24 protein-coding genes are annotated in these 21,694 nt (G+C 70.2%); 8 read left to right on the top strand and 16 right to left on the bottom strand.

Translation table 11 applies throughout. The features are described from left to right. Nucleotides 1-19 precede the first annotated feature (19 nt). Both G6N30_RS23810 and G6N30_RS23805 read right to left on the bottom strand, forming a co-directional pair. Nucleotides 20-613, bottom strand: coding sequence for a hypothetical protein (locus G6N30_RS23810; RefSeq protein WP_134056865.1), 594 nt, complete (start codon nucleotides 611-613; stop codon nucleotides 20-22). 134 nt (nucleotides 614-747) lie between these two features. Further along, nucleotides 748-951, bottom strand: a complete 204-nt coding sequence (locus tag G6N30_RS23805; protein WP_011562175.1) for a cold-shock protein — start codon at nucleotides 949-951, stop codon at nucleotides 748-750. Nucleotides 952-1,259: 308 nt separating this feature from the next. On the opposite strand from G6N30_RS23805, the gene G6N30_RS23800 reads away from it, so the two are divergent. Both G6N30_RS23800 and G6N30_RS23795 read left to right on the top strand, forming a co-directional pair. Then, nucleotides 1,260-3,587 (top strand): DNA 3'-5' helicase SftH, encoded by a 2,328-nt coding sequence (locus G6N30_RS23800; protein ID WP_134056867.1) that lies wholly within the window; start codon nucleotides 1,260-1,262, stop codon nucleotides 3,585-3,587. Between the two features lie 208 nt (nucleotides 3,588-3,795). Further along, complete coding sequence (locus G6N30_RS23795; RefSeq protein WP_134056869.1) at nucleotides 3,796-4,827, top strand: PAS domain-containing protein; 1,032 nt, start codon at nucleotides 3,796-3,798, stop codon at nucleotides 4,825-4,827. Here G6N30_RS23795 and G6N30_RS23790 read toward each other — a convergent pair. The 7 genes from G6N30_RS23790 to ssd form a co-directional block, all read right to left on the bottom strand. Beyond that, the gene (locus tag G6N30_RS23790; protein ID WP_134056871.1) at nucleotides 4,816-5,166 is read right to left on the bottom strand and encodes an Rv3654c family TadE-like protein; all 351 of its coding nucleotides are present in this window, start codon (nucleotides 5,164-5,166) and stop codon (nucleotides 4,816-4,818) included. The two genes, G6N30_RS23795 and G6N30_RS23790, sit on opposite strands and share 12 nt — an antisense overlap. Beyond that, on the bottom strand, nucleotides 5,156-5,413 hold the full coding sequence (locus G6N30_RS23785; protein WP_276027401.1) for a TadE family type IV pilus minor pilin: 258 nt from the start codon (nucleotides 5,411-5,413) through the stop codon (nucleotides 5,156-5,158). The genes G6N30_RS23790 and G6N30_RS23785 overlap by 11 nt, the downstream gene beginning before the upstream one ends. Nucleotides 5,414-5,481: 68 nt before the next feature. Continuing rightward, on the bottom strand, nucleotides 5,482-5,703 hold the full coding sequence (locus G6N30_RS23780; protein ID WP_234880228.1) for a DUF4244 domain-containing protein: 222 nt from the start codon (nucleotides 5,701-5,703) through the stop codon (nucleotides 5,482-5,484). A gap of 48 nt (nucleotides 5,704-5,751) precedes the next feature. Further along, complete coding sequence (locus tag G6N30_RS23775; RefSeq protein WP_134056874.1) at nucleotides 5,752-6,330, bottom strand: type II secretion system F family protein; 579 nt, start codon at nucleotides 6,328-6,330, stop codon at nucleotides 5,752-5,754. Further along, on the bottom strand, nucleotides 6,327-7,115 hold the full coding sequence (locus tag G6N30_RS23770; RefSeq protein WP_134056876.1) for a type II secretion system F family protein: 789 nt from the start codon (nucleotides 7,113-7,115) through the stop codon (nucleotides 6,327-6,329). The genes G6N30_RS23775 and G6N30_RS23770 overlap by 4 nt, the downstream gene beginning before the upstream one ends. Beyond that, entirely contained in the window at nucleotides 7,112-8,278 is a 1,167-nt protein-coding gene (locus tag G6N30_RS23765; protein ID WP_134056878.1) for a TadA family conjugal transfer-associated ATPase, read from the bottom strand. Before G6N30_RS23765 ends, G6N30_RS23770 begins: the two co-directional genes overlap by 4 nt. After that, nucleotides 8,275-9,339 (bottom strand): septum site-determining protein Ssd, encoded by a 1,065-nt coding sequence (ssd, locus tag G6N30_RS23760; protein WP_134056880.1) that lies wholly within the window; start codon nucleotides 9,337-9,339, stop codon nucleotides 8,275-8,277. The genes G6N30_RS23765 and ssd overlap by 4 nt, the downstream gene beginning before the upstream one ends. Before the next feature lie 428 nt (nucleotides 9,340-9,767). Here ssd and G6N30_RS23755 point away from each other — a divergent pair, with 428 nt between their 5' ends. Then, the gene (locus G6N30_RS23755; protein ID WP_134056884.1) at nucleotides 9,768-10,625 is read left to right on the top strand and encodes an HAD-IB family hydrolase; all 858 of its coding nucleotides are present in this window, start codon (nucleotides 9,768-9,770) and stop codon (nucleotides 10,623-10,625) included. Between the two features lie 405 nt (nucleotides 10,626-11,030). Here G6N30_RS23755 and G6N30_RS23750 read toward each other — a convergent pair whose 3' ends face one another. Further along, on the bottom strand, nucleotides 11,031-11,771 hold the full coding sequence (locus G6N30_RS23750; RefSeq protein WP_134056886.1) for a Fic family protein: 741 nt from the start codon (nucleotides 11,769-11,771) through the stop codon (nucleotides 11,031-11,033). A 126-nt stretch (nucleotides 11,772-11,897) separates the two neighbouring features. On the opposite strand from G6N30_RS23750, the gene acs reads away from it, so the two are divergent. Further along, entirely contained in the window at nucleotides 11,898-13,847 is a 1,950-nt protein-coding gene (acs, locus tag G6N30_RS23745) for an acetate--CoA ligase (RefSeq protein ID WP_134056888.1), read from the top strand. A 72-nt stretch (nucleotides 13,848-13,919) separates the two neighbouring features. Here acs and G6N30_RS23740 read toward each other — a convergent pair whose 3' ends face one another. Next, on the bottom strand, nucleotides 13,920-14,585 hold the full coding sequence (locus G6N30_RS23740) for a chymotrypsin family serine protease (RefSeq protein ID WP_276027399.1): 666 nt from the start codon (nucleotides 14,583-14,585) through the stop codon (nucleotides 13,920-13,922). Nucleotides 14,586-14,768: 183 nt separating this feature from the next. On the opposite strand from G6N30_RS23740, the gene G6N30_RS23735 reads away from it, so the two are divergent. Further along, a complete protein-coding gene (locus tag G6N30_RS23735) occupies nucleotides 14,769-15,308 on the top strand; it encodes a phage holin family protein (protein WP_134056892.1) in 540 nt (179 codons plus the stop codon). After that, a complete protein-coding gene (locus G6N30_RS23730; RefSeq protein WP_134056894.1) occupies nucleotides 15,308-16,270 on the top strand; it encodes an alpha/beta fold hydrolase in 963 nt (320 codons plus the stop codon). Before G6N30_RS23735 ends, G6N30_RS23730 begins: the two co-directional genes overlap by 1 nt. Here the strand turns inward: G6N30_RS23730 and marP are convergent. From marP to nth, 4 genes are read right to left on the bottom strand one after another with little or no spacing between them, the layout of a single operon-like run. Then, nucleotides 16,263-17,450, bottom strand: a complete 1,188-nt coding sequence (marP, locus tag G6N30_RS23725) for an acid resistance serine protease MarP (RefSeq protein WP_134056896.1) — start codon at nucleotides 17,448-17,450, stop codon at nucleotides 16,263-16,265. The genes G6N30_RS23730 and marP overlap by 8 nt on opposite strands. Then, nucleotides 17,447-18,226, bottom strand: a complete 780-nt coding sequence (locus G6N30_RS23720; protein ID WP_134056898.1) for an NUDIX hydrolase — start codon at nucleotides 18,224-18,226, stop codon at nucleotides 17,447-17,449. Before G6N30_RS23720 ends, marP begins: the two co-directional genes overlap by 4 nt. Next, nucleotides 18,223-18,870 carry a TlpA family protein disulfide reductase gene (locus G6N30_RS23715; RefSeq protein WP_134056900.1) on the bottom strand — a complete coding sequence of 216 codons (648 nt, stop codon included), beginning with the start codon at nucleotides 18,868-18,870 and terminating at the stop codon, nucleotides 18,223-18,225. The genes G6N30_RS23720 and G6N30_RS23715 overlap by 4 nt, the downstream gene beginning before the upstream one ends. A gap of 16 nt (nucleotides 18,871-18,886) precedes the next feature. Then, entirely contained in the window at nucleotides 18,887-19,594 is a 708-nt protein-coding gene (gene nth, locus G6N30_RS23710) for an endonuclease III (protein WP_276027397.1), read from the bottom strand. A 248-nt stretch (nucleotides 19,595-19,842) separates the two neighbouring features. Here nth and G6N30_RS23705 point away from each other — a divergent pair, with 248 nt between their 5' ends. Beyond that, a complete protein-coding gene (locus G6N30_RS23705; protein WP_276026811.1) occupies nucleotides 19,843-20,079 on the top strand; it encodes a hypothetical protein in 237 nt (78 codons plus the stop codon). Nucleotides 20,080-20,180: 101 nt separating this feature from the next. After that, nucleotides 20,181-20,855 (top strand): cAMP-activated global transcriptional regulator CRP, encoded by a 675-nt coding sequence (crp, locus tag G6N30_RS23700; protein WP_011562195.1) that lies wholly within the window; start codon nucleotides 20,181-20,183, stop codon nucleotides 20,853-20,855. A 52-nt stretch (nucleotides 20,856-20,907) separates the two neighbouring features. Here the strand turns inward: crp and G6N30_RS23695 are convergent, their stop codons facing one another. Next, nucleotides 20,908-21,693, bottom strand: a complete 786-nt coding sequence (locus tag G6N30_RS23695; RefSeq protein ID WP_134056906.1) for an MBL fold metallo-hydrolase — start codon at nucleotides 21,691-21,693, stop codon at nucleotides 20,908-20,910. Nucleotide 21,694: the final 1 nt, after the last annotated feature.

The raw sequence follows: 21,694 nt of genomic DNA, 5'->3' as shown, positions 1-21,694 counted from the left end.
CTGACCCCTTCGTCACCGGTCATTGAGAGCCCGGCCAATCGGACAACGCCGCGGCGTCGTCGGGAGGTTCCCCCACCGTCTCTACCAGGCGCGTCAGCCGTCGTCGACCACTGATCCGCAACGCCGGGCGCGACCCCCGGGTACCTATCAATGTCGGTGCGATCCCGATCCGCATCATGGCCGACGCGAGCGGCGAATGGGTGTCCGGTGCGTGCGGGTCGAGTCCGAGCAGATAGCCGTTGGGTTCGCGGGTGCCTGCGGCCAGCGTCCACGCCCGCAGCTCCCGGGGGCCGGGCAACCACTGCGGGGGGACGGTCTTGACCGCGCCACGCGTCCATTCCGCGGCGATCGCGACCAGGCGCGGCTCGACATCGGTGCGCACCAGCGGCGTGCGCTCGTCGGTCCGGGAGATCTCCGCACGCAGACCCGCGTCGGTGATCATCTCGGCCAGCGCCTCGGCCCGCCACAGATCCTCTACGACGACCGACAGCCGCGCACCCTGCTCCCGGCCGCTGCCCACCAGCACCACCTGACCGGGCGCGGCGAGCAGCCCGGTGAGGTCGGCGACCGCGGGCGGTACCGCGTCAGCCGAGAAGAAGGACAGCTGGCTCACGGATCGACAGTAAGCCAGCCGTGCGCCCGCCGTGAGATGCCCCGCGGCAGGGGTAACCAACGCCACCGTCAACGAAAACACCCCCACAGCTCCGTTGCGCGGATCGGTGGGGGTGTCTCGTCAGGCTCGCTGTACTAGATGGTGCGCACACCCGTAGCTTGCGGCCCCTTGGGGCTCTGGCCGACCTCGAACTCGACCTTCTGGTTCTCCTCCAGGGTGCGGAAGCCGCTGCCCTGAATCTCCGTGTAGTGGACAAACACGTCTGCGGAGCCGTCCTCGGGGGCGATGAAACCGAACCCCTTCTCCGCGTTGAACCACTTCACAGTTCCCTGTGGCATTTCCTGTTGTTTCCTTTTCTTCTTCTCCGGGTGCGGTCCACCGTTTCGGTACACCGGGCCCGTTCCGACCGCCATCCTTCGTGGAGTCGTCGGAACTCGACCCGACCTACAACCCTCGCAGGAACCGCGATCGCAACGTCGATCCTGCGAGTGCGAGTACACGAACACAGAAGCTGCGACCGCGCTAAGTCAATCACGTTCAGCGCTGGTGCGACAGTCTCAACGCAGTTCCTTTGGGGAACAATTCACCTGTGCGGCGGCGTGGACCGCCGACGCACTGTTACGGACGTGTTTCGGAGGGGTGGACGGTGTCGGATTTCGGCCGGGAGCTGCTGTCTTGTGCGGTGGCGGGGGTCGCGGCCGGCGAGCATCCGCTGCGTCACGTCGCCGACCTCCCGCCGCGTTCCGGGCAACCCGAGTCCTGGCCCGAATGGGCGCACCCAGATGTGGTGCAGGCGTTCGTTGATCGGGGCGTGCGGACGCCGTGGTCGCACCAGCGCGCGGCGGCAGACCTCGCCCACGACGGCAGGCACGTGGTGCTGTCCACCGGCACCGCGTCGGGCAAGTCGCTGGCCTACCAGCTGCCGATCCTGTCGGCGATGGCGTCCGAGCCCCGAACGCGCGCACTGTATCTGTCGCCGACCAAGGCGCTGGGCCACGACCAGCTGCGCACCGCCCAGGCGCTCACCGAAGCGGTCGCCGCGCTGGGCGACGTGGCGCCGTCGTCGTATGACGGGGACAGCCCCACCGACGTGCGGCGGTTCGCCAGGGAGCGCTCACGCTGGATCTTCTCCAACCCGGACATGATCCACCTGTCGCTGCTGCGCAACCACGCCCGCTGGGCGGTGTTCCTGCGCCATCTCAAGTTCATCGTCGTCGACGAATGCCATTACTACCGCGGCATATTCGGGTCCAATGTGGCACTGGTGCTGCGCCGGCTGCTGCGGTTGTGCGCGCGGTACTCGGCCGAGCCCGGCGGGCCGACGGTGATCTTCGCCAGCGCGACCACCGCGGCACCGGCGGAGACCGCCGCCGAGTTGATCGGCCAGACCGTCACCGAGGTCACCGCCGACGGGTCACCCCAGGGCGCCAGAACCGTGGCGCTGTGGGAGCCCGCGCTGCTCACCGATCTCGTCGGCGAGAACGGGGCGCCCGTACGACGGTCCGCGGGCGCGGAGGCGGCGCGGGTGATGGCCGACCTGATCGCCGAAGGCGCCCGCACCCTGACGTTCGTGCGGTCACGCCGCGGCGCCGAACTCACCGCACTCACCGCGCGCACCCGCCTCGAGGAGATCGCCCCCGACCTGGTCGAGCAGGTCGCCTCCTACCGCGCCGGCTACCTCGCCGAGGACCGCCGCGAACTCGAACGCGCGCTGGCCGACGGCCGGTTGCGGGGACTGGCCACCACGAACGCGCTGGAACTCGGGGTGGACATCGCCGGATTGGATGCGGTGGTGCTGGCCGGGTTTCCGGGAACGGTCACCTCGTTCTGGCAGCAGGCCGGCCGCTCGGGCCGGCGCGGTCAGGGCGCGCTGATCGTGCTGGTAGCCCGCGACGATCCGCTCGACACCTATCTGGTGCACCACCCCGGCGCCCTGTTGGACCGCCCGATCGAGCGGGTGGTGATCGATCCGGCCAACCCGTATGTGCTTGCCCCGCAACTGCTGTGCGCTGCCACAGAGTTGCCGTTGACCGACGCCGAGGTGCGGATGTGGGACGCTGAGGCGGTTGCGGAGTCACTGGTCGACGACGGGTTGCTGCGCCGCCGCGCCCACGGGTACTTCCCCGTACCCGGGCTCGATCCGCATCCCGCGGTGGACATCCGGGGATCGTCCGGTGGGCAGATCGCGATCCTCGAGGTCGACACCGGACGCATGCTGGGCAGCGCAAACGCCGGACAGGCGGCAGCCTCGGTGCACCCGGGCGCGGTGTATCTGCACCAGGGTGAGAGCTACGTCGTGGACTCGCTGTCGTTCGAGGACGGGGTGGCGTTCGTCCACGCCGAGGACCCCGGATACACCACGTTCGCCAGGGAGGTCACCGACATCGCCGTCACCGGTCCCGGTGAGCGCGAGAAGTTCGGCGCAGTCACCGTCGGCCTGGTTCCGGTGTCGGTGTCGAACACCGTGGTCGGCTATCTGCGTCGCCAACTCACCGGCGAGGTCATCGATTTCGTCGAACTCGACATGCCGACCCGCACGCTGAACACCATGGCGGCGATGTGCACGATCACCCCGGAATTGTTGATGGACAACGGGATCGACCCGCTGCGCTTTCCCGGGTCGCTGCACGCCGCCGAACACGCCGCGATCGGGCTGCTCCCCCTGGTGGCCAGTTGCGACCGCGGCGACATCGGCGGGGTGTCCACCGCAGTGGGTCCCGAGGACGGTCTGCCGACGATCTTCGTCTACGACGGCCACCCGGGCGGGGCAGGATTCGCCGCCCGCGGATTCCGCCAGATCCGCACCTGGTGGGCGGCCACCGCCGACGCGATCGAGGCGTGCGAATGCCCTGCGGGGTGTCCGTCCTGTGTGCAGTCGCCGAAGTGCGGAAACGGCAACGATCCCCTCGACAAGGCCGGCGCGGTGCGGGTGCTGCGCCTGGTGTTGCGCGCACTGGCCGACGGCCGCCATTGACCCGGGGAGCGACCGACCCCTCGACGGCCGACTCCTCACGCGCGGCAGGTTCGACAACGCGATCCGTTCCGCCCACCCGGCATCGGGCGTGCAAGCAAAATACCTTGATATCAGGCGACCCGCCACCAGTTCGGGGCAATGGCGGGCGGTGCGGCGACCTCCGCGCAACGGATCCGGTGGGGTGGACGCGCCACGTAAAATCGCGGCCATGAGCCACGACTGGCTGCTCGTGGAGACCCTGGGCAGCGAGCCCGTCGTCGTCGCGCGGGGCGCACGCACCGAGAACATGGTCCCCATCAGCGCTTTTCTGCGGCGTAACCCCCACCTGATGGCGGTGCAGACCGCGATCGCCGAGACGGTCCGCGCCGGCCAGGGTCTGTCGAGTATCACCCCGAAGAACGACCGCGTGATCCGCACCGAGGTGGTGCAGATGTCCGACGGCCGCATTCACGGTGTGCACGTCTGGGTCGGGCCGCCGGACATGGATCCGCCCGAGCGGCCGCTGCCGGGACCACTGAAGTGGGATCTGGCCACCGGTGTCGCCACGGCCACCACACAGTCGCTGGCCAACAGCGGCCGCGATCCCGACACCGAGGACACCCACGGCCGTGCCCTGGCCGAGGACCTGCCGATGCGCGACCTCAACCCGAGCGAGACGAAGGTGCTCTCGATGGCAATTCGGCCGGAGCCAGGCCAGACCTTCTGCAGCACCTGGGATGTCACCGACTACCGGGGCGAGCTGATCTCGGTGGGGTTCAGTGCGCGGGCCCTGCTCGAGGAGCACGAGGACGGGGCGCCTCGGTTGGTGTGCCGGGCGATGAACTGGCGTGCCGAGCGTGACGGCCCGGCATTCCCGCACGACCACCTGGCCCAGCGCATCCTCGACGGGCTGGCGCAGAGCGGCCTGCACCGGGCGCTGGTCGACCTGGACACCTGGAAGCTGCTCAAGTGGCTCGACCCGCCGGCCCCGTTCTACGACTGGCGCGCGAACGAGGTGCACCCCGACGACGGGTTCGAGTTGGCGCGAATGATCACCGAGCTCGACCGCGGCGCGGCCACGGCGGTCATGCGCCTGCGCACCGCCGACGGCGACTGGGCGCCGGTGCATGTGACCATCAACCGCATCGAACTCGAAGCCGACACCTTCGCCGGCCTGGCGTCGGTGCGGCTGCCGACCGGCGAGGAGATCCGCGACGCCCGGCTGTCGCAGCCGGCCGGACAGCCGCTGTCACCGGAGTAGCACCGGTCCCCCGCGCGCCGCGGCATGCGCTGGCCCGAAGCGCCAGCCGCCGAGCCCGATCGCGGCGTCGATCCGGACGACCACCTCCAAGCCGTCCACCGCGCAGTGGGTCAGCGACGTGTTCATCGCCTCGGCGACCAGAGTTGCCTGCGCACAGGCTGATTCGGTGCCCGCGGCAAGCCGGCCGGCCGCGGCCAGTGCGGCGAGATCGGCCGCTGCCTGGGCCCGATGACGCGCGACCACCGCCGAGCCGACATGGGCCAGTCCGCCGGTGACGGCGATCAGCACCGCCAGGGCGGCGACCGCGGTGAGCGTCGCCGCGCCGCGCTCATCGCACACCGGATTCGGCCGCGGCCACCGCTCGCGCGGCGACCGTGACGCCGAACAGCATCGGCGATGTGCTGCTGACGCGGGCGACGGCAAGGTCACCGTCCCACCGCAGTTCGACCACCGCGCCCTGCGGGGCGATCTTCCTGGCCACCGTCGTCGCAGACTCGTCACCGCGCGCCGCCAGGCGTGCCGCTTCCCGCGCGGCGTCGATGCACCGGATCTGGGCCCCGACGGCGGACAGACCGGCGACGCACATCGCCAACACGACCACCACCGCGGCGATCGCGAACGCCGCCTCGACCGTGGCGCCACCGGAATCGTCACTCAGACATTGGTGTTGAGTGCGCGGCTGATGATGTTTGTCAGCGCACTGACGATGGAGTCGCCGGTGACGACCGTGTAGAGGATCGCCCCGAACGCCGCCGCGGCGATCGTGCCGATGGCGTACTCGACCGTCGACATCCCGGCTTCGTCGACCGCAAGCAACGTCATCCGCAACCTGAGTTCGTCGAGCATCACTCCCAGTGACCTCGGTTCCCGTGACATCGTGCCCTCCCTCATTCTCGTTCGCGGACCGTCCGCGACCGCCCGTCCTCACCACAGACCCGACTGCAGAACGTCACCGGCCAGCCCCGCCACCACGGGCACGATGCCCAGGCACAGGAACGCAGGCAGGTAACACACCCCCAGTGGGGCGGCGATCAATACGCCCGCACGTTCTGCGGCGCCTCGTGCGACATCGGCTGCGTCGCTGCGGGATTCGATCGCCAGCTCGGCGACGCCCCGCGCGAGCGCCGTTCCGGACTCCGCCGATCGCCGGGCCAACCGCAGCAGCGCACGGGTGTGGTCGTCGAGCGGCGAACCGGGATCCGACCAGGCGGTCGCCGCATCGGCGCCGAGCGCCAACATGTCGGCGGCCCGGGTCAGGACCTTGGCCAAGCCGGACGGCGCGGACAACGCCGCAGCCGACGCCGCGGCCGACACCGCCATTCCCGACGAGAGGCACGCCGCCAGCACGTCGAACGTCGATGCCGCCGCGAGCGGATCGGCGATACCGCGCCGCGCCGGGCGTTCGGTCCGCTCTCCGGCCGTGCGCATGGCTGCCAGCCGGGCACCGCCGTCGCGGCCGGTCATCAGCAGCGCCAGCGCGAGCAGCGCCGCCGACATCGTCACGTCGTCACCCCGGCGGTGATGCGATCCGACCACAGCAACCCGATGCAGGACAGCGTCACGCCGACCAGCAGCAGCCACCCGCCCACCCCGCCGGCGAACAGGAAACCCAGCGGCTCGGCGCCGATCAGCTGGCCGAGCGCGATGCCCAGCACCGGCAGCGCCGCGAGCACCGCCGCCGTCGCGCGCGCACCCGCCATCCCGGCGCTCACCCGGGACGAAAACCGTTGCCGCTCGCCGATGTCGCGCTGCGCGGTCTGCATCAGCGCCGCAATGGACAGACCGTGGGTCTGGGCCAGCTGCCAGCACACCGCGATCCGCTCCCACTGTGCGGCGAGGTCCGATCCGCGCGCGGTGTCGTGCAGACCGGCCGCGACGTCGGCACCGAGCCGGGCCCGCGCGGCGACAGCCCGCAGGGATTCGGCGACCTGACCGTCGGTCTCCTCGGCCGCTGCCTCGAATGCGGACACCGGATGAGCGCCCACGCGCAGTTCGCCCACCAGAACCTCCAGCGCGCACTGCAGCGACTCCGATTCGCGATCACGGCGGCGGACCGCGCGCCGGGTGCGGATGCGCACCGCGGCGGTGGCGCAGGCGATCGCCGCGGCGAGCACGACGCCGGCGGGGGCCACGGACCACACCAGCGCCGCGGGCACCGCGGCCAGCGCGATCAGGGCGCGGGGTGGTCGACGGCGAAGCGGATGCCGGGTGGGTCCGCGCAATCGCCGGCTGACGTCGACCGGGTTGAGCAGCACCGCAAGCGCCAAGGCGAGCGCGGCGGTGCTCAACTGGCCCTCCGCGCCGCGATGAGCCGGTTCAGCTCGGCGGTGCCTGCGTCGAAGCCGCCGCCGATCCGCCATGCGGGCACCACCCGGACGCGACCGTCGTCATGCGGTCGCAGCACAGCGATCTCGGTGAGCCGGCGCACGCCCGCGTTGTCGCGCGCCACGTGCAGCAGCACCTGCACCGCCGCGGCCAATTGGCTGTGCAACACCGGGCGGGTGAGCCCGCCGACGGCTCCGAGCGCCTCCATCCGCGCCGGCACCTCGGCGGGGTTGTTGGCGTGCACGGTGCCCGCTCCCCCGTCATGGCCGGTGTTGAGCGCGGCGAGCAGGTCGACGACCTCCGCGCCACGGACCTCGCCGACCACGATCCGGTCGGGCCGCATCCGCAGCGCCTGACGAACCAGGTCGCGGACCGTCACCTCCCCGACGCCCTCGACATTCGCTCCGCGCGCGACGAGCTTCACCACGTGCGGATGTTGTGGCGCCAGCTCGGCGGCGTCCTCGACGCAGACGATCCGCTCGCGGGCCGCGACGGCACCGAGGGCCGCGGCGAGCAGCGTCGTCTTGCCCGCACCGGTGCCGCCGCTGACCAGGAACGCCAGCCGGGCGTCGATGACGTCGCGAAGAATCGGCGCGGCCTCCTCGCCGATGGTGCCCGCGGCCACCAGTGCGGCCAGGTCCTGGCTGGCCGGGCGCAGCACGCGCAGCGAGAGGCACGTGCCGCCGGTCGCGACGGGCGGCAGGACGGCGTGCAGGCGCACGGTGAACTCACCCGTGCCCAGGCCGTGCAGCTGCCCGTCGACCCACGGCTGCGCCTCGTCGAGGCGACGGCCGGCGGCCAGCGCCAACCGCTGGGCCAGCCGCCGCACCGCGCCCTCGTCGGGGAACCGGATCGGCGTGCGGCGCAATCCCTTTCCGTCGTCGACCCACACCGCGTGGGGCGCGGTGACCAGTACGTCGGTGGTGCCGTCGGCGCACAACAGCGGTTCGAGCGGTCCGGCACCGGTGAGTTCGGTCTGCAGCGCCCGCAGATTGGTGAGCACCTCGGTGTCGCCGAGGACGCCGCCCGATTCGGCGCGGATGGCCGCCGCGACGACCGCCGGGTGCAACGGGGATGCCTCCGCAGCGAGCCGCTCCCGCACACGCTCGATCAGCGAGGAGTTCATGCCGCCTCCGTCGCGGGATGGCGTTGCAGGACGGCCAGCACGCGGTGCGCGGCCGCCCCGAGCGGTGACCGTCGCGCCACCCGCAGGCCGCCTCGTTCGAGGGCCTCGGCGATTCCGGGTTGTGGCCGCATCGCCGCCAGTAGCGGGAGCCCGGCGGACGCGGCCACCTCGGAGGCGCGCAACCCGCCCGGTGCGGGGCCGCGCACCACCAGGCCGACGTTGGGGTTGATCGCCGACAACCACGGGACCATCGCGCTCGCCGCCGCACAGGCGCGGACTTCGGCGGTGACGACCACGATCACCAGATCGGCGGCGTCGAGTGCGGCCTCCGCGGCGGCGGTCGAGCGGCGCGGTACGTCGCACACCACCATCGCGCCGCCGCGGCTTCCGGCGTCCACAACGGCGGCCAGCGCGTTCGGGTCGATCTCGCCGCCGGCCCGGCCGTTGGCCAGCAGCGTCACCTCGGCGTGGCGGGGCAGGGCGTCACACAGCGCGGGATAGCCGATCCGGCCGCCGCGCAGGGAGAGGTCCGGCCAGCGCAGCCCCGTCGTCGTTTCGGCGCCCAGCAGCAGATCCAGTCCGCCGCTCCACGGGTCGACGTCGACCAGCAGCGCGTCGTCGCCGCAGAGCGCGAGCGCGGCGGCCAGTACCGACGCGCCGGCTCCGCCGCGGCCGGCGATCACGGCGGCGACCGCTCCGCGCCGGGCGGCGTCGCGCACCGATTCGGCGGCTTCCGACAGCAGGACGACGAGTTCGGCCTCCTGCGCCGGCAGCGTCATCACGCGCTGGGCGCCCACCTCGATCGCGGCGTGCCAGTGCGATTCCTCGGGCCCGGACCGCTCGACGAGGAAGACGCGGTCACGTCTGGGCAGGGCCCGCGCGGCGCACCGGCGGGCGGACGGTTCGTCGAGCAGGATGGCGGCCGCGGCGCTCCACGCCTTGCGGCTGGACGGCTCCTCCGCGTGGACCAGCGACACCGCGGCCGCCGCCGCAACCCGGTCGACGTCGTCGCGCAGCGCGGGTTCGCTCAGCAGGACGAGCACAGCGGGGGTGGTGGTCATGGCACCACTGTGGCGTGCGGATCGACGCCGCAGCGTCGGCCGGCCCCGGAGTTGCTACCGAATGTGGATGAACCAGCAACTGTGGACAACTTCGGCGCCGCACTCGGCGATCTCGGTTCGGCAACGTTTCGGCATCATCGGAGTTATCCGGATTGCGAAAACAACCCCCCGAAAAAGGGACGACCCCCGCCAGGGGGGGAGGAGGCGGAGGTCGTCGTGTATCAGCCCCGGGGGGTCGGGCTGATGCACACCCGGCATAACCCGGGTAACGCCCACTATACACACGGTACGGCCACGGAATGCAAGTCCCGGGCACCTTAGAAATTACTGATTCGTAAGAAAACTGCGTATGCGGACACGTGTCTTGATCTGCCAATTTGTACAGCCGACACCCCAGATGTCACGACTATGACGTTTATGCTGGCCCCGTGAGCGCATCGGAGCCGCATGCCGCACCCTCGATCGTGCCTGGAACGGGATCCTCGCCCGACCACCCCGTCCGTACTGCTGCGTTTTTCGATTTGGACAAGACGGTGATCGCCAAGTCGAGCACGTTGGCTTTTAGCAAACCTTTCTTCGATCAGGGGCTGCTCAATCGGCGGGCCGTGCTCAAGTCGACGTATGCGCAGTTCCTGTTCCTGATGTCGGGTGCCGACCACGACCAGATGGACCGCATGCGTTCCTACGTGACGAACATGTGCACGGGATGGGACGTCGAACAGATCAAGTCCATCGTCGGCGAGACCCTGCACGAGATCGTCGACCCACTGGTGTTCGCCGAGGCCGCCGATCTGATCGCCGACCACAAACTGTGCGGCCGAGACGTGGTCGTGGTCTCGGCATCCGGTGAGGAGATCGTCGCGCCGATCGCCCGTGCGCTGGGCGCCACCCACGCGATGGCGACGCGGATGGTCGTCGAAGACGGCCGGTACACCGGCGAGATCGCGTTCTACTGCTACGGCGAGGGCAAGGTCAAGGCCATCCGCGCGCTGGCGGCGCGCGAGGGGTACGCGCTCGAGCACTGTTACGCCTACTCCGATTCGATCACCGACATCCCGATGCTCGAGGCCGTCGGCCATCCGACCGTGGTGAACCCGGACCGCGCGCTGCGCAAGGAGGCCGTCACCCGCGGCTGGCCGGTGTTGACGTTCACCAAGCCGGTGTCCCTGCGTGACCGCATCCCGGCACCCTCGGGCGCTGCGGTGGCCACCACGGCGGCGGTGGGGATGAGCGCGCTTGCCGCCGGCGCGCTGACGTATTCGCTGCTCCGCCGGTTTGCCCTCTGACGAGTTGCTGAGCGGTACGCCGTAACGATCCGGAATCAGGGGCCGCGTGACCCTTGATGTGACGGTCGTCACGTAGTACAAAGGAAGCACGGAAGCCAGGCGAGGCCAAGGTGTCACCGGAAGAGAAGGAGACATCTCCCGAGCCCGGCGACCCAGCACGGAACCCGGCACCCACGCGGAGCACATGCCGCGGAATAGGCAAAAGTGTTGCGGGCCTGCGTAATTGCGAAGAGCGAACGATTACGGCGACTCTTTGGGTGGAGTAGTCCGTCGAAGCGCATCGCACTGACGCCGAGGCCAACCCACGCAACCCACACAGCACGCTTGGTAACCGGAGTCCGTGCTGGCGGGCGGCGAGCCGAACTCGAATCGGAACGCCGCCCGCTTCGCGTTTGCTGGGGGGTTTCAGCCGGTCGAGGCCGACGCGATCTGCAGGGCCTCGCGAGCGCCGGCGTGCAGGGCCCGGCAGCTGAGCAGGATCCACGCCGTGAGCCCGTCGGGCGTCCCGGAGGCGAAGCCCCGGGCGGCGGCCTGGTAGTCGCCGGACTGGCGCATCCAGTACACCTCCGGAACACCGAGGCCGTGGGGATCCAGTCCGCTGGCGATCGTCACCAACCGCGACACCCCGCGGGCCACCACGCCGTCGGCCGTCCCGAACGGAGCGAGTGTCAGCAGTTCCCCGTGCGCGACGGCCGCGAGCACCGGGGCCGGCACGCGCGAGCCGCCGGTGAGGAGTTCGACGAGCAGCTCCAGCCGCCGGCCCACCCCCGCATCGGCACGGGGCCGGCCGAGGTGTTCCTCGTCGGTGAGGTCGGTGGCGGCCAGCGCGTGCAACCGGGCCAGCGCCTGCAGCGGCGCGCGTTGCCACACGTCGACCAGCGCGGTCGCCCCACCCTCGAGCGCCTGCGACACGCGCAGCGCCCCGGCCAACACCGGATCGGGGTCACCGCTGTCGGACAGCTGCAGGGATCCGCCATCGAGCACCGACGACGCCCGCGCCGCGCGCAGCGCCGCCTCGGCCGCCGTGGCCGGCCAGCCGCGCAGATTCGTCCGGTGCCGGTGCGCCTTCCCGAGCGCCTCGCGGGCCTCGTCGCCGGCCGCCGCGACTCCGGGTAGTTCGGCCAGCGGCGCCAACGGATCCGTCATGGCAGCCCACGGTAGTCGACCGCTGGACCGGCGATTTCCGACGCTCGTCGCATGACACCGGCCGTCCGCAGGCGGTGATGTGAGGTCTCGATGTGGGCGCCCCGTCGGGTGACTACCCTCACATATATGTCTGAGGCGCACACCGAAGTCCAGTCCAGCTATCCGCCGTCGGCCGAGTTCGCCGCGCAGGCGAATGCCACCGAGGAGTTGTACCGCGAGGCCGAGGCCGACCGGCTCGCGTTCTGGGGCAAGCAGGCCGAGCGGTTGTCCTGGGACACACCCTTCACCGAGGTGCTCGACTGGTCGGACGCCCCGTTCGCGAAGTGGTTCGTCGGCGGCAAGATCAACGTCGCCTACAACTGCGTCGACCGGCACGTCGAGGCCGGCAACGGCGACCGGGTGGCGATCCACTGGGAGGGTGAGCCCGTCGGCGACTCGCGCTCGCTGACCTACGCCGAACTCAAAGACGAAGTGTGCAAGGCGGCCAACGCGCTGACCGATCTCGGCCTGGTGGCCGGCGACCGGGTGGCCATCTACATGCCGATGGTGCCCGAGGCGATCGTGGCCATGCTGGCCTGCGCCCGGCTCGGTGTCATGCACTCGGTGGTGTTCGCCGGCTTCTCGGCCTCGGCACTCAAGGCCCGCATCGAGGACGCCGAGGCCAAACTCGTCATCACCACCGACGGCCAGTACCGCCGCGGCAAGGCCGCCTCTCTCAAGGACGCGGTCGACGAGGCCGTCGAGGGTCAGCCCTCGATCGAACACGTTCTGGTGGTGCGCCGCACCGGAATCGACATCAACTGGACCGACGGGCGCGACCTGTGGTGGCACGAGACGGTCGACGGCGCGTCCACCGAGCACACGCCCGAGGCCTTCGACGCCGAGCACCCGCTGTTCCTGCTCTACACCTCCGGCACCACCGGTAAGCCCAAGGGCATCATGCACACCACCGGCGGCTACCTCGTGCAGTCGTCGTACACCCACTACTACGTCTTCGACGTCAAACCCGAGACCGACGTGTACTGGTGCACCGCCGACATCGGCTGGGTGACCGGCCACACCTACATCGTCTACGGCCCGCTGTCCAACGGCGTGACGCAGGTGGTCTACGAGGGCACCCCGACCTCGCCGAGCGAGCACCGGCACTTCGAGGTCATCGAAAAGTACGGCGTGAGCATCTATTACACGGCGCCGACGCTGATCCGCACGTTCATGAAACTGGGCCGCGAGATCCCCGACTCCCATGATCTGTCGAGCCTGCGGCTGCTCGGTTCGGTGGGCGAGCCCATCAACCCCGAGGCGTGGCGGTGGTACCGGGATGCGTTCGGCGACAAGAAGACTCCCGTCGTCGACACGTGGTGGCAGACCGAGACCGGGGCGATCATGATCTCCCCGCTGCCCGGTGTCACGGCGGCCAAGCCGGGTTCGGCGATGACGCCGCTGCCCGGTATCTCGGCCAAGATCGTCGACGACGACGGCAACCAGCTCGCGCCCGGCAGCGACCACGGCGAGCAGGCCAACGGCTACCTCGTCCTCGACCAGCCATGGCCGTCGATGCTGCGCGGCATCTGGGGCGATCCGCAGCGCTTCAAGGACACCTACTGGTCCCGGTTCGCCGAGCAGGGTTGGTATTTCGCCGGTGACGGGGCGCGTTACGACGCCGACGGCAACATCTGGGTGCTCGGCCGCATCGACGACGTGATGAACGTGTCCGGCCACCGCATCTCGACCGCCGAGGTGGAGTCGGCCCTCGTCGGCCACAGCGGGGTGGCCGAGGCCGCGGTCGTCGGCGCCACCGACGAGCAGACCGGCCAGGGCATCTGCGCGTTCGTCATCCTGGAATCGCACGCCAAGGACAACGAGAACATGGTCGACGAACTGCGCGCGCAGGTCGCCAAGGAGATCTCACCGATCGCCCGCCCGCGCGAGATCCACGTCGTCCCCGAACTGCCCAAGACCCGAAGCGGAAAGATCATGCGCCGCCTGCTGCGCGACGTCGCCGAAGGCCGCGAACTCGGCGACACCTCGACGCTGGTTGATCCCAGCGTGTTCGAGGCGATCCGCGCCAGCAAGTAGCCGCCGAAACAGCATTCCCGGTCGTCAAGCCACGCGCTTGACAACCGGGAATGCTGTTTCGCGGGCGAGAATTCAGCGAGCGCCGACCGGGACGAAGCCCGAGCCGGGTCGGTTCTTGGCGGCGATGTCGGCCAGTTGGGTGTTGAACGACATCGTCACGGCCGGGGTGTGCAGCGGGATGTACTTCACCACGCACGTCGGCAGACCCTCGGTGTAGGCGCCGTGGATCATGCCGACCAGCCGGTTGTCGACCGTGACCGGCGCACCGGAGTCGCCGGGCTGCCCGCACACCTGGTTGACGATCGTGCCGGGATCCTCACCCGGGCCCCACGTCACGCCGCACGAGTAGCCGGTGGTGCGGCCCAGCTTGCAGGCGACCTGACCGAACGCGGGATCCGGGCCGAGGCCGTCGATCCGGAACCCGTTGACGTCGTTGGTCGGCGTGACCTTCTGCGGATCGAATTGGATCACTGCGTAATCGAGCGCTTCGTTGCCCGCGACCATCGTGCCGAGGACACCCGCGTCCTGCGCGCCCTCCGCCGACACCGTCGCCCCCGGCCCGCCGCAGTGCGCGGAGGTGAAGCCGATCAGGTTGCCGCGGTTGTCGTTACCGATGGTGGTCAGCGTGCAGAACGATTCGCCGTTGACCACGATGCCCGAACCGCCGCCGAGAACGACCGGCCCGGCAGCGCCGGCGGCGGGAGCGGTGACGAGCACACCGGCCCCAGCACCGGCCAAGCAGAACGCCGTCGCGGCAACGATCGAGGCCAGTCGGCGGTGTGCGGTACGCAATGTGACTCCCCCATCGATGTGCCCGACCCGCCTGGTGATCGGCTCAGTCTATCGTCGGCCGGAATCGTTTAGCGGATCGCCACATGGCAACATGAGTCCCGACTGACATCACAGCGGGAGGAAGTGTCCGTGAGCCGAGGCGATCGCAAGAACGGCGTGCCCACCACCGTCACATCGATCCCGCTGGTGGATCCACATGCGCCCAAGCCCGATCCCTCGATCGGCGATCTGGTCAAGGACGCCACCTCGCAGGTGTCGACGCTGGTGCGTGCCGAGGTCGAATTGGCCAAGGCCGAGATCACCCGTGACGTCAAGAAAGGGCTGACCGGCAGCGTCTTCTTCATCGCCGCGCTGGTCGTCCTGTTCTACTCGACGTTCTTCTTCTTCTTCTTCGCCGCCGAACTGCTCGACACCTGGCTGTGGCGGTGGGCGTCGTTCCTGATCGTCTTCGGCGTGATGGTGGTCGTCACGGCGGTGCTGGCGCTGCTCGGCTATCTGAAGGTGCGCCGCATCCGCGGGCCACAGAAGACCATCGAGTCGGTCAAGGAGACGCGCGAAGCGCTCACCCCCGGCCACGACAAGGTGCAGAAAACGGTCGCCCTCTCCGACGGCGACAAGGCAAGGGCCGTCACCGACGGTCAGAAGACCGGCGACCCGTCCGGCTGGTAATGCCGCCACCTGATCCGTCGATCGTCCGGATCGACGGTCCCTGGCGTCATCTGGAAGTCCACGCCAACGGCATCCGCTTCCACGTCGTCGAGGCGGAGTCGCCGGATGCCGCCACCGTGCCGATGACCGAGCGTCCGCTGGTGATCCTGCTGCACGGTTTCGGATCGTTCTGGTGGTCGTGGCGACACCAGTTGCGCGGGTTGAGCGGTGCCCGGGTGGTGGCCGTCGATCTGCGCGGATACGGGGGCAGCGACAAGCCGCCCCGGGGTTACGACGGTTGGACGCTGGCCGGTGACACCGCCGGTCTCGTGCGCGCGTTGGGCCACCAGAGCGCGACGCTCGTCGGGCACGCCGACGGCGGGCTGGTGTGCTGGGCGACGTCGGTGCTGCATCCCCGCGTCGTGCGCGCGATCGCGGTCGTCAGCTCCCCTCATCCCGCGGCGTTGCGGACGTCGACGACGAGGCGACGCGATCAGGGCCGGGCGCTGCTGCCCTCGCTGCTGCGCTACCAGGTGCCCATGTGGCCCGAACGCGCGCTGACCCGCCATGACGGCGCCGCCCTCGAGCACCTCGTGCGGGCCCGGTCGAGCACGGCGTGGCAGGCCACCGAGGACTTCGCCGAAACCATGGAACACCTCCGCAAGGCCATCCAGATCCCGTCGGCCGCGCATTCGGCGCTGGAGTACCAGCGCTGGGCGGTGCGCAGCCAACTGCGCGGCGAGGGCAGGCGGTTCATGCGATTGATGAAGCGGCCGCTGGTGGTGCCGATGCTGCACCTGCGCGGCGACTCCGACTCCTACGTCCTCGCAGACCCGGTGAACCGCACCCAGCACTTCACCCCGCACGGGCGGTACGTATCGCTGCGCGGCGCGGGCCACTACGGCCACGAGGAAGCGCCCGCCGACGTCAATGCGCAGCTGACCCGTTTCCTCGGCCAGGTGTACGGGCGTCAGGTCAGCTGACGCAGACCCCGGTGGGCACGCGTGCGGTGTTGCCCACCTTCGCCAGTTGGTGTCCCACCTCGTCGGAGGTCAGCACGAAGCCGGTGTCGGCGTCGTCCACCGCGGCACCGAACACCACGCCCAGCACCTTGCCGCCGCGGTTGATCATCGGACCACCCGAATTGCCTTGGCGCACAGTGCCTCTGATCGTGTAGACCTCGCGGGTGACCGTGGTCTTGCGGTAGATGTCCGGTCCGTTGAGTTCGATGGTCTCGCGGATGCGGCCCGGGGTGGCGGTGAAGTCGCCGCCGCCCGGATAGCCCATCACGATGGCGTCGGTTCCCGGCGGCGCCAGCTCGTCGACGAATTGCAGAGGCGCCGCGGGCAGGTTCGGGACGTCGAGGATCGAGATGTCGGCGTTCGGGTCGTAGGACACCACGAACGCGTCGTATGTCTGGCCGTCGACCTCCACGGTCACGCTCTCCGACCCGGCGACGACGTGCGCGTTGGACATCACCCGGTTCGGTGCCACCACGAACCCGGTGCCCTCGAGCACCTTCTGGCAGCCGGGTGCGACGCCGCGGATCTTCACCACGCTGCCGCGGGTGGCGCCGACCACCGCATCGGTGGCGAGTGCCGCGTCCGGTGCGTCGACGGTCGCGATCGGCGTACGCCCGAACGGTTCGAGGACCTCGGGCAGCCCCGAGGTGTCGAGCAGACCGGACAACCGGGTCGGCACCGACTTCAGCCACGGCGGCGCGACGTCGTCCACTTCGCCCAGCACTCGTGAGCCCTTCACGGCGGCCGCGAGATTCGGCTGGTCCGATGAGGTGAGCGGCGTCGCGAGCAGCCAGGAGGCGAGCAGCACCGCGACGATCTGCAGGCCCACCCCGATCACGGAGTCGAACAGCCGCAGCCCGCGGTTGCGGATCGCCCCGCGCACCGCACGGCCCAGCACCACGCCGGCGATCTCGCCGATCACGACCAGCGCGAGGATCAGGAACAGCGCAGCGAACAGCTTGGTGCGGGGCCCGCTGATGTGGGTGACCACGTGCGGGGCCAGCAGCACGCCGGCGACCGCGCCGAGCACCACGCCGATGAACGACATGAGTGACCCCAGCGCGCCCGAGCGCCAGCCCGAGATGGCGGCGACGAAGGCGACGGCGAGGACGAGGAGGTCAAGCCACTGAGATGGTGTCATTGTTGGGACTCACCGTAACCGGCATCCTGCCCGACGAGCGCCATTGCCTCGTCGAGTCCGCGGACGTCGTCGGTGTTCCAGGGCACCGCCCACCCGGCGACGTCGAGGATCGCGGAGATGACCTGGCCGGTGAACCCCCACACCAGCATCTGGTTGAGCAGGAACGCCGGCCCCGCCCACCTGCGGGAATTGGCGTCCCGATAGACCATCAACCGATTCTCCGGGTTGACGAAGGCCCGCACCGGCACGCGCGCCACGATCGCGGTCTCGGATTCCTCGACGACCGCCACCGGGCCCGGATCGGGTGAGTAGGCCAGCACCGGGACGACGTGGAAACCCGACGGCGGGATGAACATGCGTTGCAGCGTGGCCAGCGGGTGGACGCGCTCGGCGTCCAGGCCGGTCTCCTCGGCGGCTTCGCGCAGCGCGGTGTGCACCGGCCCCTCGTCACCCGGGTCGGTGGCGCCGCCGGGGAAGGCGGCCTGACCGGCGTGGTGACGCAGCGTCGACGCGCGCACCGTCACCAACAGGTCGGCGTCGTCGGGCAGGCCCTGCCCGGCGTCCGGGGGCCCGGAGAACAGGACGAGGACGGCGGCGTCGCGTCTGGTGCCCGTGACCGCCGCGGTCGCGTTCGCCGCGGTCACCGCCGTCAACACGTCCTTGGGCATCCGGCGGCGGTAGGCGCGGGGCACCCCATCGGTGTTGTCGACCAGCGGCCTGAGCCAGGCGGGCGCGGCGTCGGGCGTCAAACGGTGCCCGTCGCGCGTGGCGCTCAACCCGGCACTCCCATCGTCTGATCCACCGCTGCCTCGATCTCGTCGGCGGTGGCGAAAGACCGCGGCAGAATTCCGGCAACGCTACCGTCCGGACGCAGCACGACCGTCGCAGGCATCACGTTCGGCGCCTGCACCGCAGCCGCGATCAGGCGGCGGCCGTCCTGCAGGGTCGGCAGCCGCACGCCGAGTTCGGCCAACCGCAGCAGACCCGCGGTCTCGTTCTCGTCCTGGTGGACGGTCACCACCGTCACCGCGTCTCCGACACGGCGCTGGTACTCCGCCATCGCGGGTAGTTCGTCCGCGCACGGCCCGCACCAGTAGGCCCACAGGTTGAGCACCACGGTCTTACCGGCAAGCGCCCGGGCGACGTCGGTCATCTGCCCGTCGCCCGCGCATTCCAGCGTGATGCCGCGCAGCGACTCCGGTCCGGCTCCGGTACCCCGCGGCGGGCACGGTGGCAGCTGCGCTTCGGCGCGCGGGCCGGCCAGCGCCTCGGGGGTGTCGGCGTCGCGGTGGTCCCGCGCGGGCGCGGGCCCGCCCGGGCGCGTGGGGGTGGGGTCGTCGGCCAGCTGCATCGACAGCGCGACCACCAGCGCCAGCGCGACGGCGAGCACCGCAACAGTCCAGCGGGCCGAAGTGCTCATGACGTGGGGAACCGGCTTACAGGCCGGCGAGGGCCAGGAGGTGCTCGGTCTCGGGACCCTTGACCAGCGCCGCGGCGGCTTCACGGTCGGTCGGGCCGATCCCGTACGACGGGCAGTCCTTGGCCAGCACGCACACCCCGCATGCGGGCTTGCGCGCATGGCAGACGCGGCGGCCGTGAAAGATCACCCGGTGGCTCAGCAGGGTCCACTCACTGCGCTCGATGAGCTTGCCGATGGCGTGCTCGACCTTCACCGGGTCTTCCTCGGCGGTCCACCGCCAGCGGCGCACCAGCCGGCCGAAGTGGGTGTCGACGGTGATGCCGGGGACGTCGAACGCGTTGCCGAGGATGACGTTCGCGGTCTTGCGGCCCACCCCCGGAAGCGTCACCAGCTCGTCGATGTCGGCGGGCACCTGGCCGTCGAAGCGCTCGACGAGTTCCTGGCCCAGCCGGATCAACGAGTTGGCCTTGTTCCGGTAGAAGCCGGTGGGCCGGATCAGCTCTTCGAGTTCGGCGCGGTCGGCCTGCGCGTAGTCGAGTGCGGTGCGGTACTTCTTGAACAGCGCGGGGGTGGTCAGGTTGACCCGCTTGTCGGTGCTCTGCGCGGACAGGATGGTGGCCACCGCGAGCTCGAGCGGGTTGGTGAAGTCCAGTTCGCAGTACACGTGCGGAAACGCCTCGGCGAGCGCGCGATTCATCCGCCGGGCCCGGCGCACCAGGCCCAGCGGCGTTTCGTTGTCCCACTTCTTGGCGGCCGGACGCCGTGGCGGCGTCGGATCGGCCGGGGATCCGGCCGATTTCTCGGCGGAAGACGCACCTGCGGTCACGCACGCCAGCGTAGGCGAGACCCCCGACACCGACCGCGGCCAAGGTGGTCGATACCGGTGACGTTTCGTGATCGCGATGAGACCTTGGCCCGGTTTACTTCTGCGTTGTGTCCTGGTTGTTCGTGGCTTTCATCCCCTGGTTGCTCATGGTGGCAACGTTCGGGCTCGAGCGCCTGGAATCCGGGCTCGCCCGCGACACCGTGACGACAGACGACGTCGACGACTTCCTCCAGCAAGCCGAGGCGGACCGCCAGCAACATCGCCGGGAACCGGCCGGAACGCTGCCGACGCGGATGGCGACCGAGGGCTTGCCGACCCGGGTGTACATCCCACACCGGCCGAATCCGCAGTTTCAACAGACCCGTCACGTCAATCGTGTGTAGCGTTGGCACGTTGCGAAACGGAATACCTCTAGACTGAGCACGCTATCCAGTAAGAGGTCGGCTTCGTATGTCAACCTACCCAACAGCTTAAGAGGGGCAACGTGGACGAGATCCTGGCCAGGGCCGGAATCTTCCAGGGAGTCGAACCCAGCGCCGTATCCGCGCTCACCAAGCAATTGCAGCCCGTCGACTTCCCGCGCGGACACACCGTGTTCGCCGAAGGGGAGCCCGGCGACCGGCTCTACATCATCATCAACGGCAAGGTGAAGATCGGCCGCCGCTCACCCGACGGCCGCGAGAACCTGCTGACGATCATGGGGCCGAGCGACATGTTCGGCGAGCTGTCGATCTTCGACCCGGGCCCGCGCACGTCGAGCGCCACCACGATCACCGAGGTGCGCGCCGTGTCGATGGACCGTGAAGCGCTGCGCGCCTGGATCGCCGACCGCCCCGAGATCGCCGAGCAGCTGCTGCGCGTGCTGGCCCGCCGCCTGCGCCGCACCAACAACAACCTCGCCGATCTGATCTTCACCGACGTGCCCGGCCGCGTGGCCAAGCAGCTGCTGCAGCTCGCGCAGCGCTTCGGCACTCAGGAGGGCGGCGCCCTGCGCGTCACCCACGACCTCACGCAGGAAGAGATCGCCCAGCTGGTCGGCGCATCCCGCGAGACCGTGAACAAGGCCCTGGCCGACTTCGCCCACCGCGGCTGGATCCGCCTCGAGGGCAAGAGCGTGCTGATCAGCGACTCCGAGCGGCTGGCCCGCCGCGCCCGCTAGCGATTTGTGCACGATCAGGAGCGGTCAGCGCTCCTGATCGTGCACGAACCGCTCAGGTCCGCAGGTAGTCGAGCTGCGCCTGCACGCTCTTCTCGGCGGCATCCCACAGTTTCTCGTCCACGTCGGTGTAGACGTGTTCGACGACCTGGCGTGCCGACGCGTCGTCGCCGAGTTCCCGCAACGCCGCCCGCACCTGGTCGAGGCGCTCCTCGCGGTGCGCGAGGTACATGTCGGTGACCGCCCGCAGATCGTCGAGGTCGGGGCCGTGACCGGGCAGCACCCGCCGCCCGCCGAGGCCGCGCAGCCGGTGCAGCGACTCGAGATAGTCCCGCAGGCTGCCGTCCTCGGCGTCGATGACGGTGGTGCCACGGCCCAGCACCGTGTCGGCGGTCAGCACGGCGTCGTCGAGGACGAACGACAACGAGTCGACGGTGTGGCCCGGGGTGGCCATCACCGTGATCCGCACGCCGGCCGCGTCGATGACCTCGCCGTCGGTGAGCGGGCCGCCGAGGCCGCGCAGGAATCCGCTGCCCACCGACCGGACCACGGCGCCGGTGCGGTCGACGATCTTGTCGATGCCGCCGGTGTGGTCCTCGTGTTTGTGGCTGATCAGCACCAGCGCGATGCGGCCCAGTTCGGCGACCCTCGCGATGTGCTCGTCGTCGTCGGGTCCGGGGTCGACGATCACCAGCTCGTCGCTGCCCGGGCCCCGCAGCACCCAGGTGTTCGTCCCGTCCAGCGTCATCAGCCCGGGGTTGTTGCAGAGCAGGACCGAGGCGGTCTCGGTCACCGGGCGCAGCAGTCCATACGCCGGGTGCTCGAGCGCGCCGGTGACCACG

Origin of the sequence: Mycolicibacterium litorale, from assembly GCF_010731695.1 — a bacterium.
Taxonomy (GTDB): domain Bacteria; phylum Actinomycetota; class Actinomycetes; order Mycobacteriales; family Mycobacteriaceae; genus Mycobacterium; species Mycobacterium litorale.
The sequence above is the reverse complement of the archived record's forward strand: the minus strand, read 5'-3'. Positions and strand labels throughout refer to the sequence as shown.

What these genes read in the sequence shown, in the direction of transcription:
- G6N30_RS23805 (WP_011562175.1), bottom strand. Translation starts at nt 951, where the DNA reads ATGCCACAGGGAACTGTGAAGTGGTTCAACGCGGAGAAGGGGTTCGGT.
- G6N30_RS23705 (WP_276026811.1), top strand. Translation starts at nt 19,843, where the DNA reads ATGGTGGCAACGTTCGGGCTCGAGCGCCTGGAATCCGGGCTCGCCCGC.
- acs (WP_134056888.1), top strand. Translation starts at nt 11,898, where the DNA reads ATGTCTGAGGCGCACACCGAAGTCCAGTCCAGCTATCCGCCGTCGGCC.
- G6N30_RS23780 (WP_234880228.1), bottom strand. Translation starts at nt 5,703, where the DNA reads ATGTCACGGGAACCGAGGTCACTGGGAGTGATGCTCGACGAACTCAGG.
- G6N30_RS23765 (WP_134056878.1), bottom strand. Translation starts at nt 8,278, where the DNA reads ATGAACTCCTCGCTGATCGAGCGTGTGCGGGAGCGGCTCGCTGCGGAG.
- G6N30_RS23715 (WP_134056900.1), bottom strand. Translation starts at nt 18,870, where the DNA reads ATGAGCACTTCGGCCCGCTGGACTGTTGCGGTGCTCGCCGTCGCGCTG.
- G6N30_RS23785 (WP_276027401.1), bottom strand. Translation starts at nt 5,413, where the DNA reads ATGTGCGTCGCCGGTCTGTCCGCCGTCGGGGCCCAGATCCGGTGCATC.
- ssd (WP_134056880.1), bottom strand. Translation starts at nt 9,339, where the DNA reads ATGACCACCACCCCCGCTGTGCTCGTCCTGCTGAGCGAACCCGCGCTG.
- marP (WP_134056896.1), bottom strand. Translation starts at nt 17,450, where the DNA reads ATGACACCATCTCAGTGGCTTGACCTCCTCGTCCTCGCCGTCGCCTTC.
- G6N30_RS23730 (WP_134056894.1), top strand. Translation starts at nt 15,308, where the DNA reads ATGCCGCCACCTGATCCGTCGATCGTCCGGATCGACGGTCCCTGGCGT.
- G6N30_RS23750 (WP_134056886.1), bottom strand. Translation starts at nt 11,771, where the DNA reads ATGACGGATCCGTTGGCGCCGCTGGCCGAACTACCCGGAGTCGCGGCG.
- G6N30_RS23795 (WP_134056869.1), top strand. Translation starts at nt 3,796, where the DNA reads ATGAGCCACGACTGGCTGCTCGTGGAGACCCTGGGCAGCGAGCCCGTC.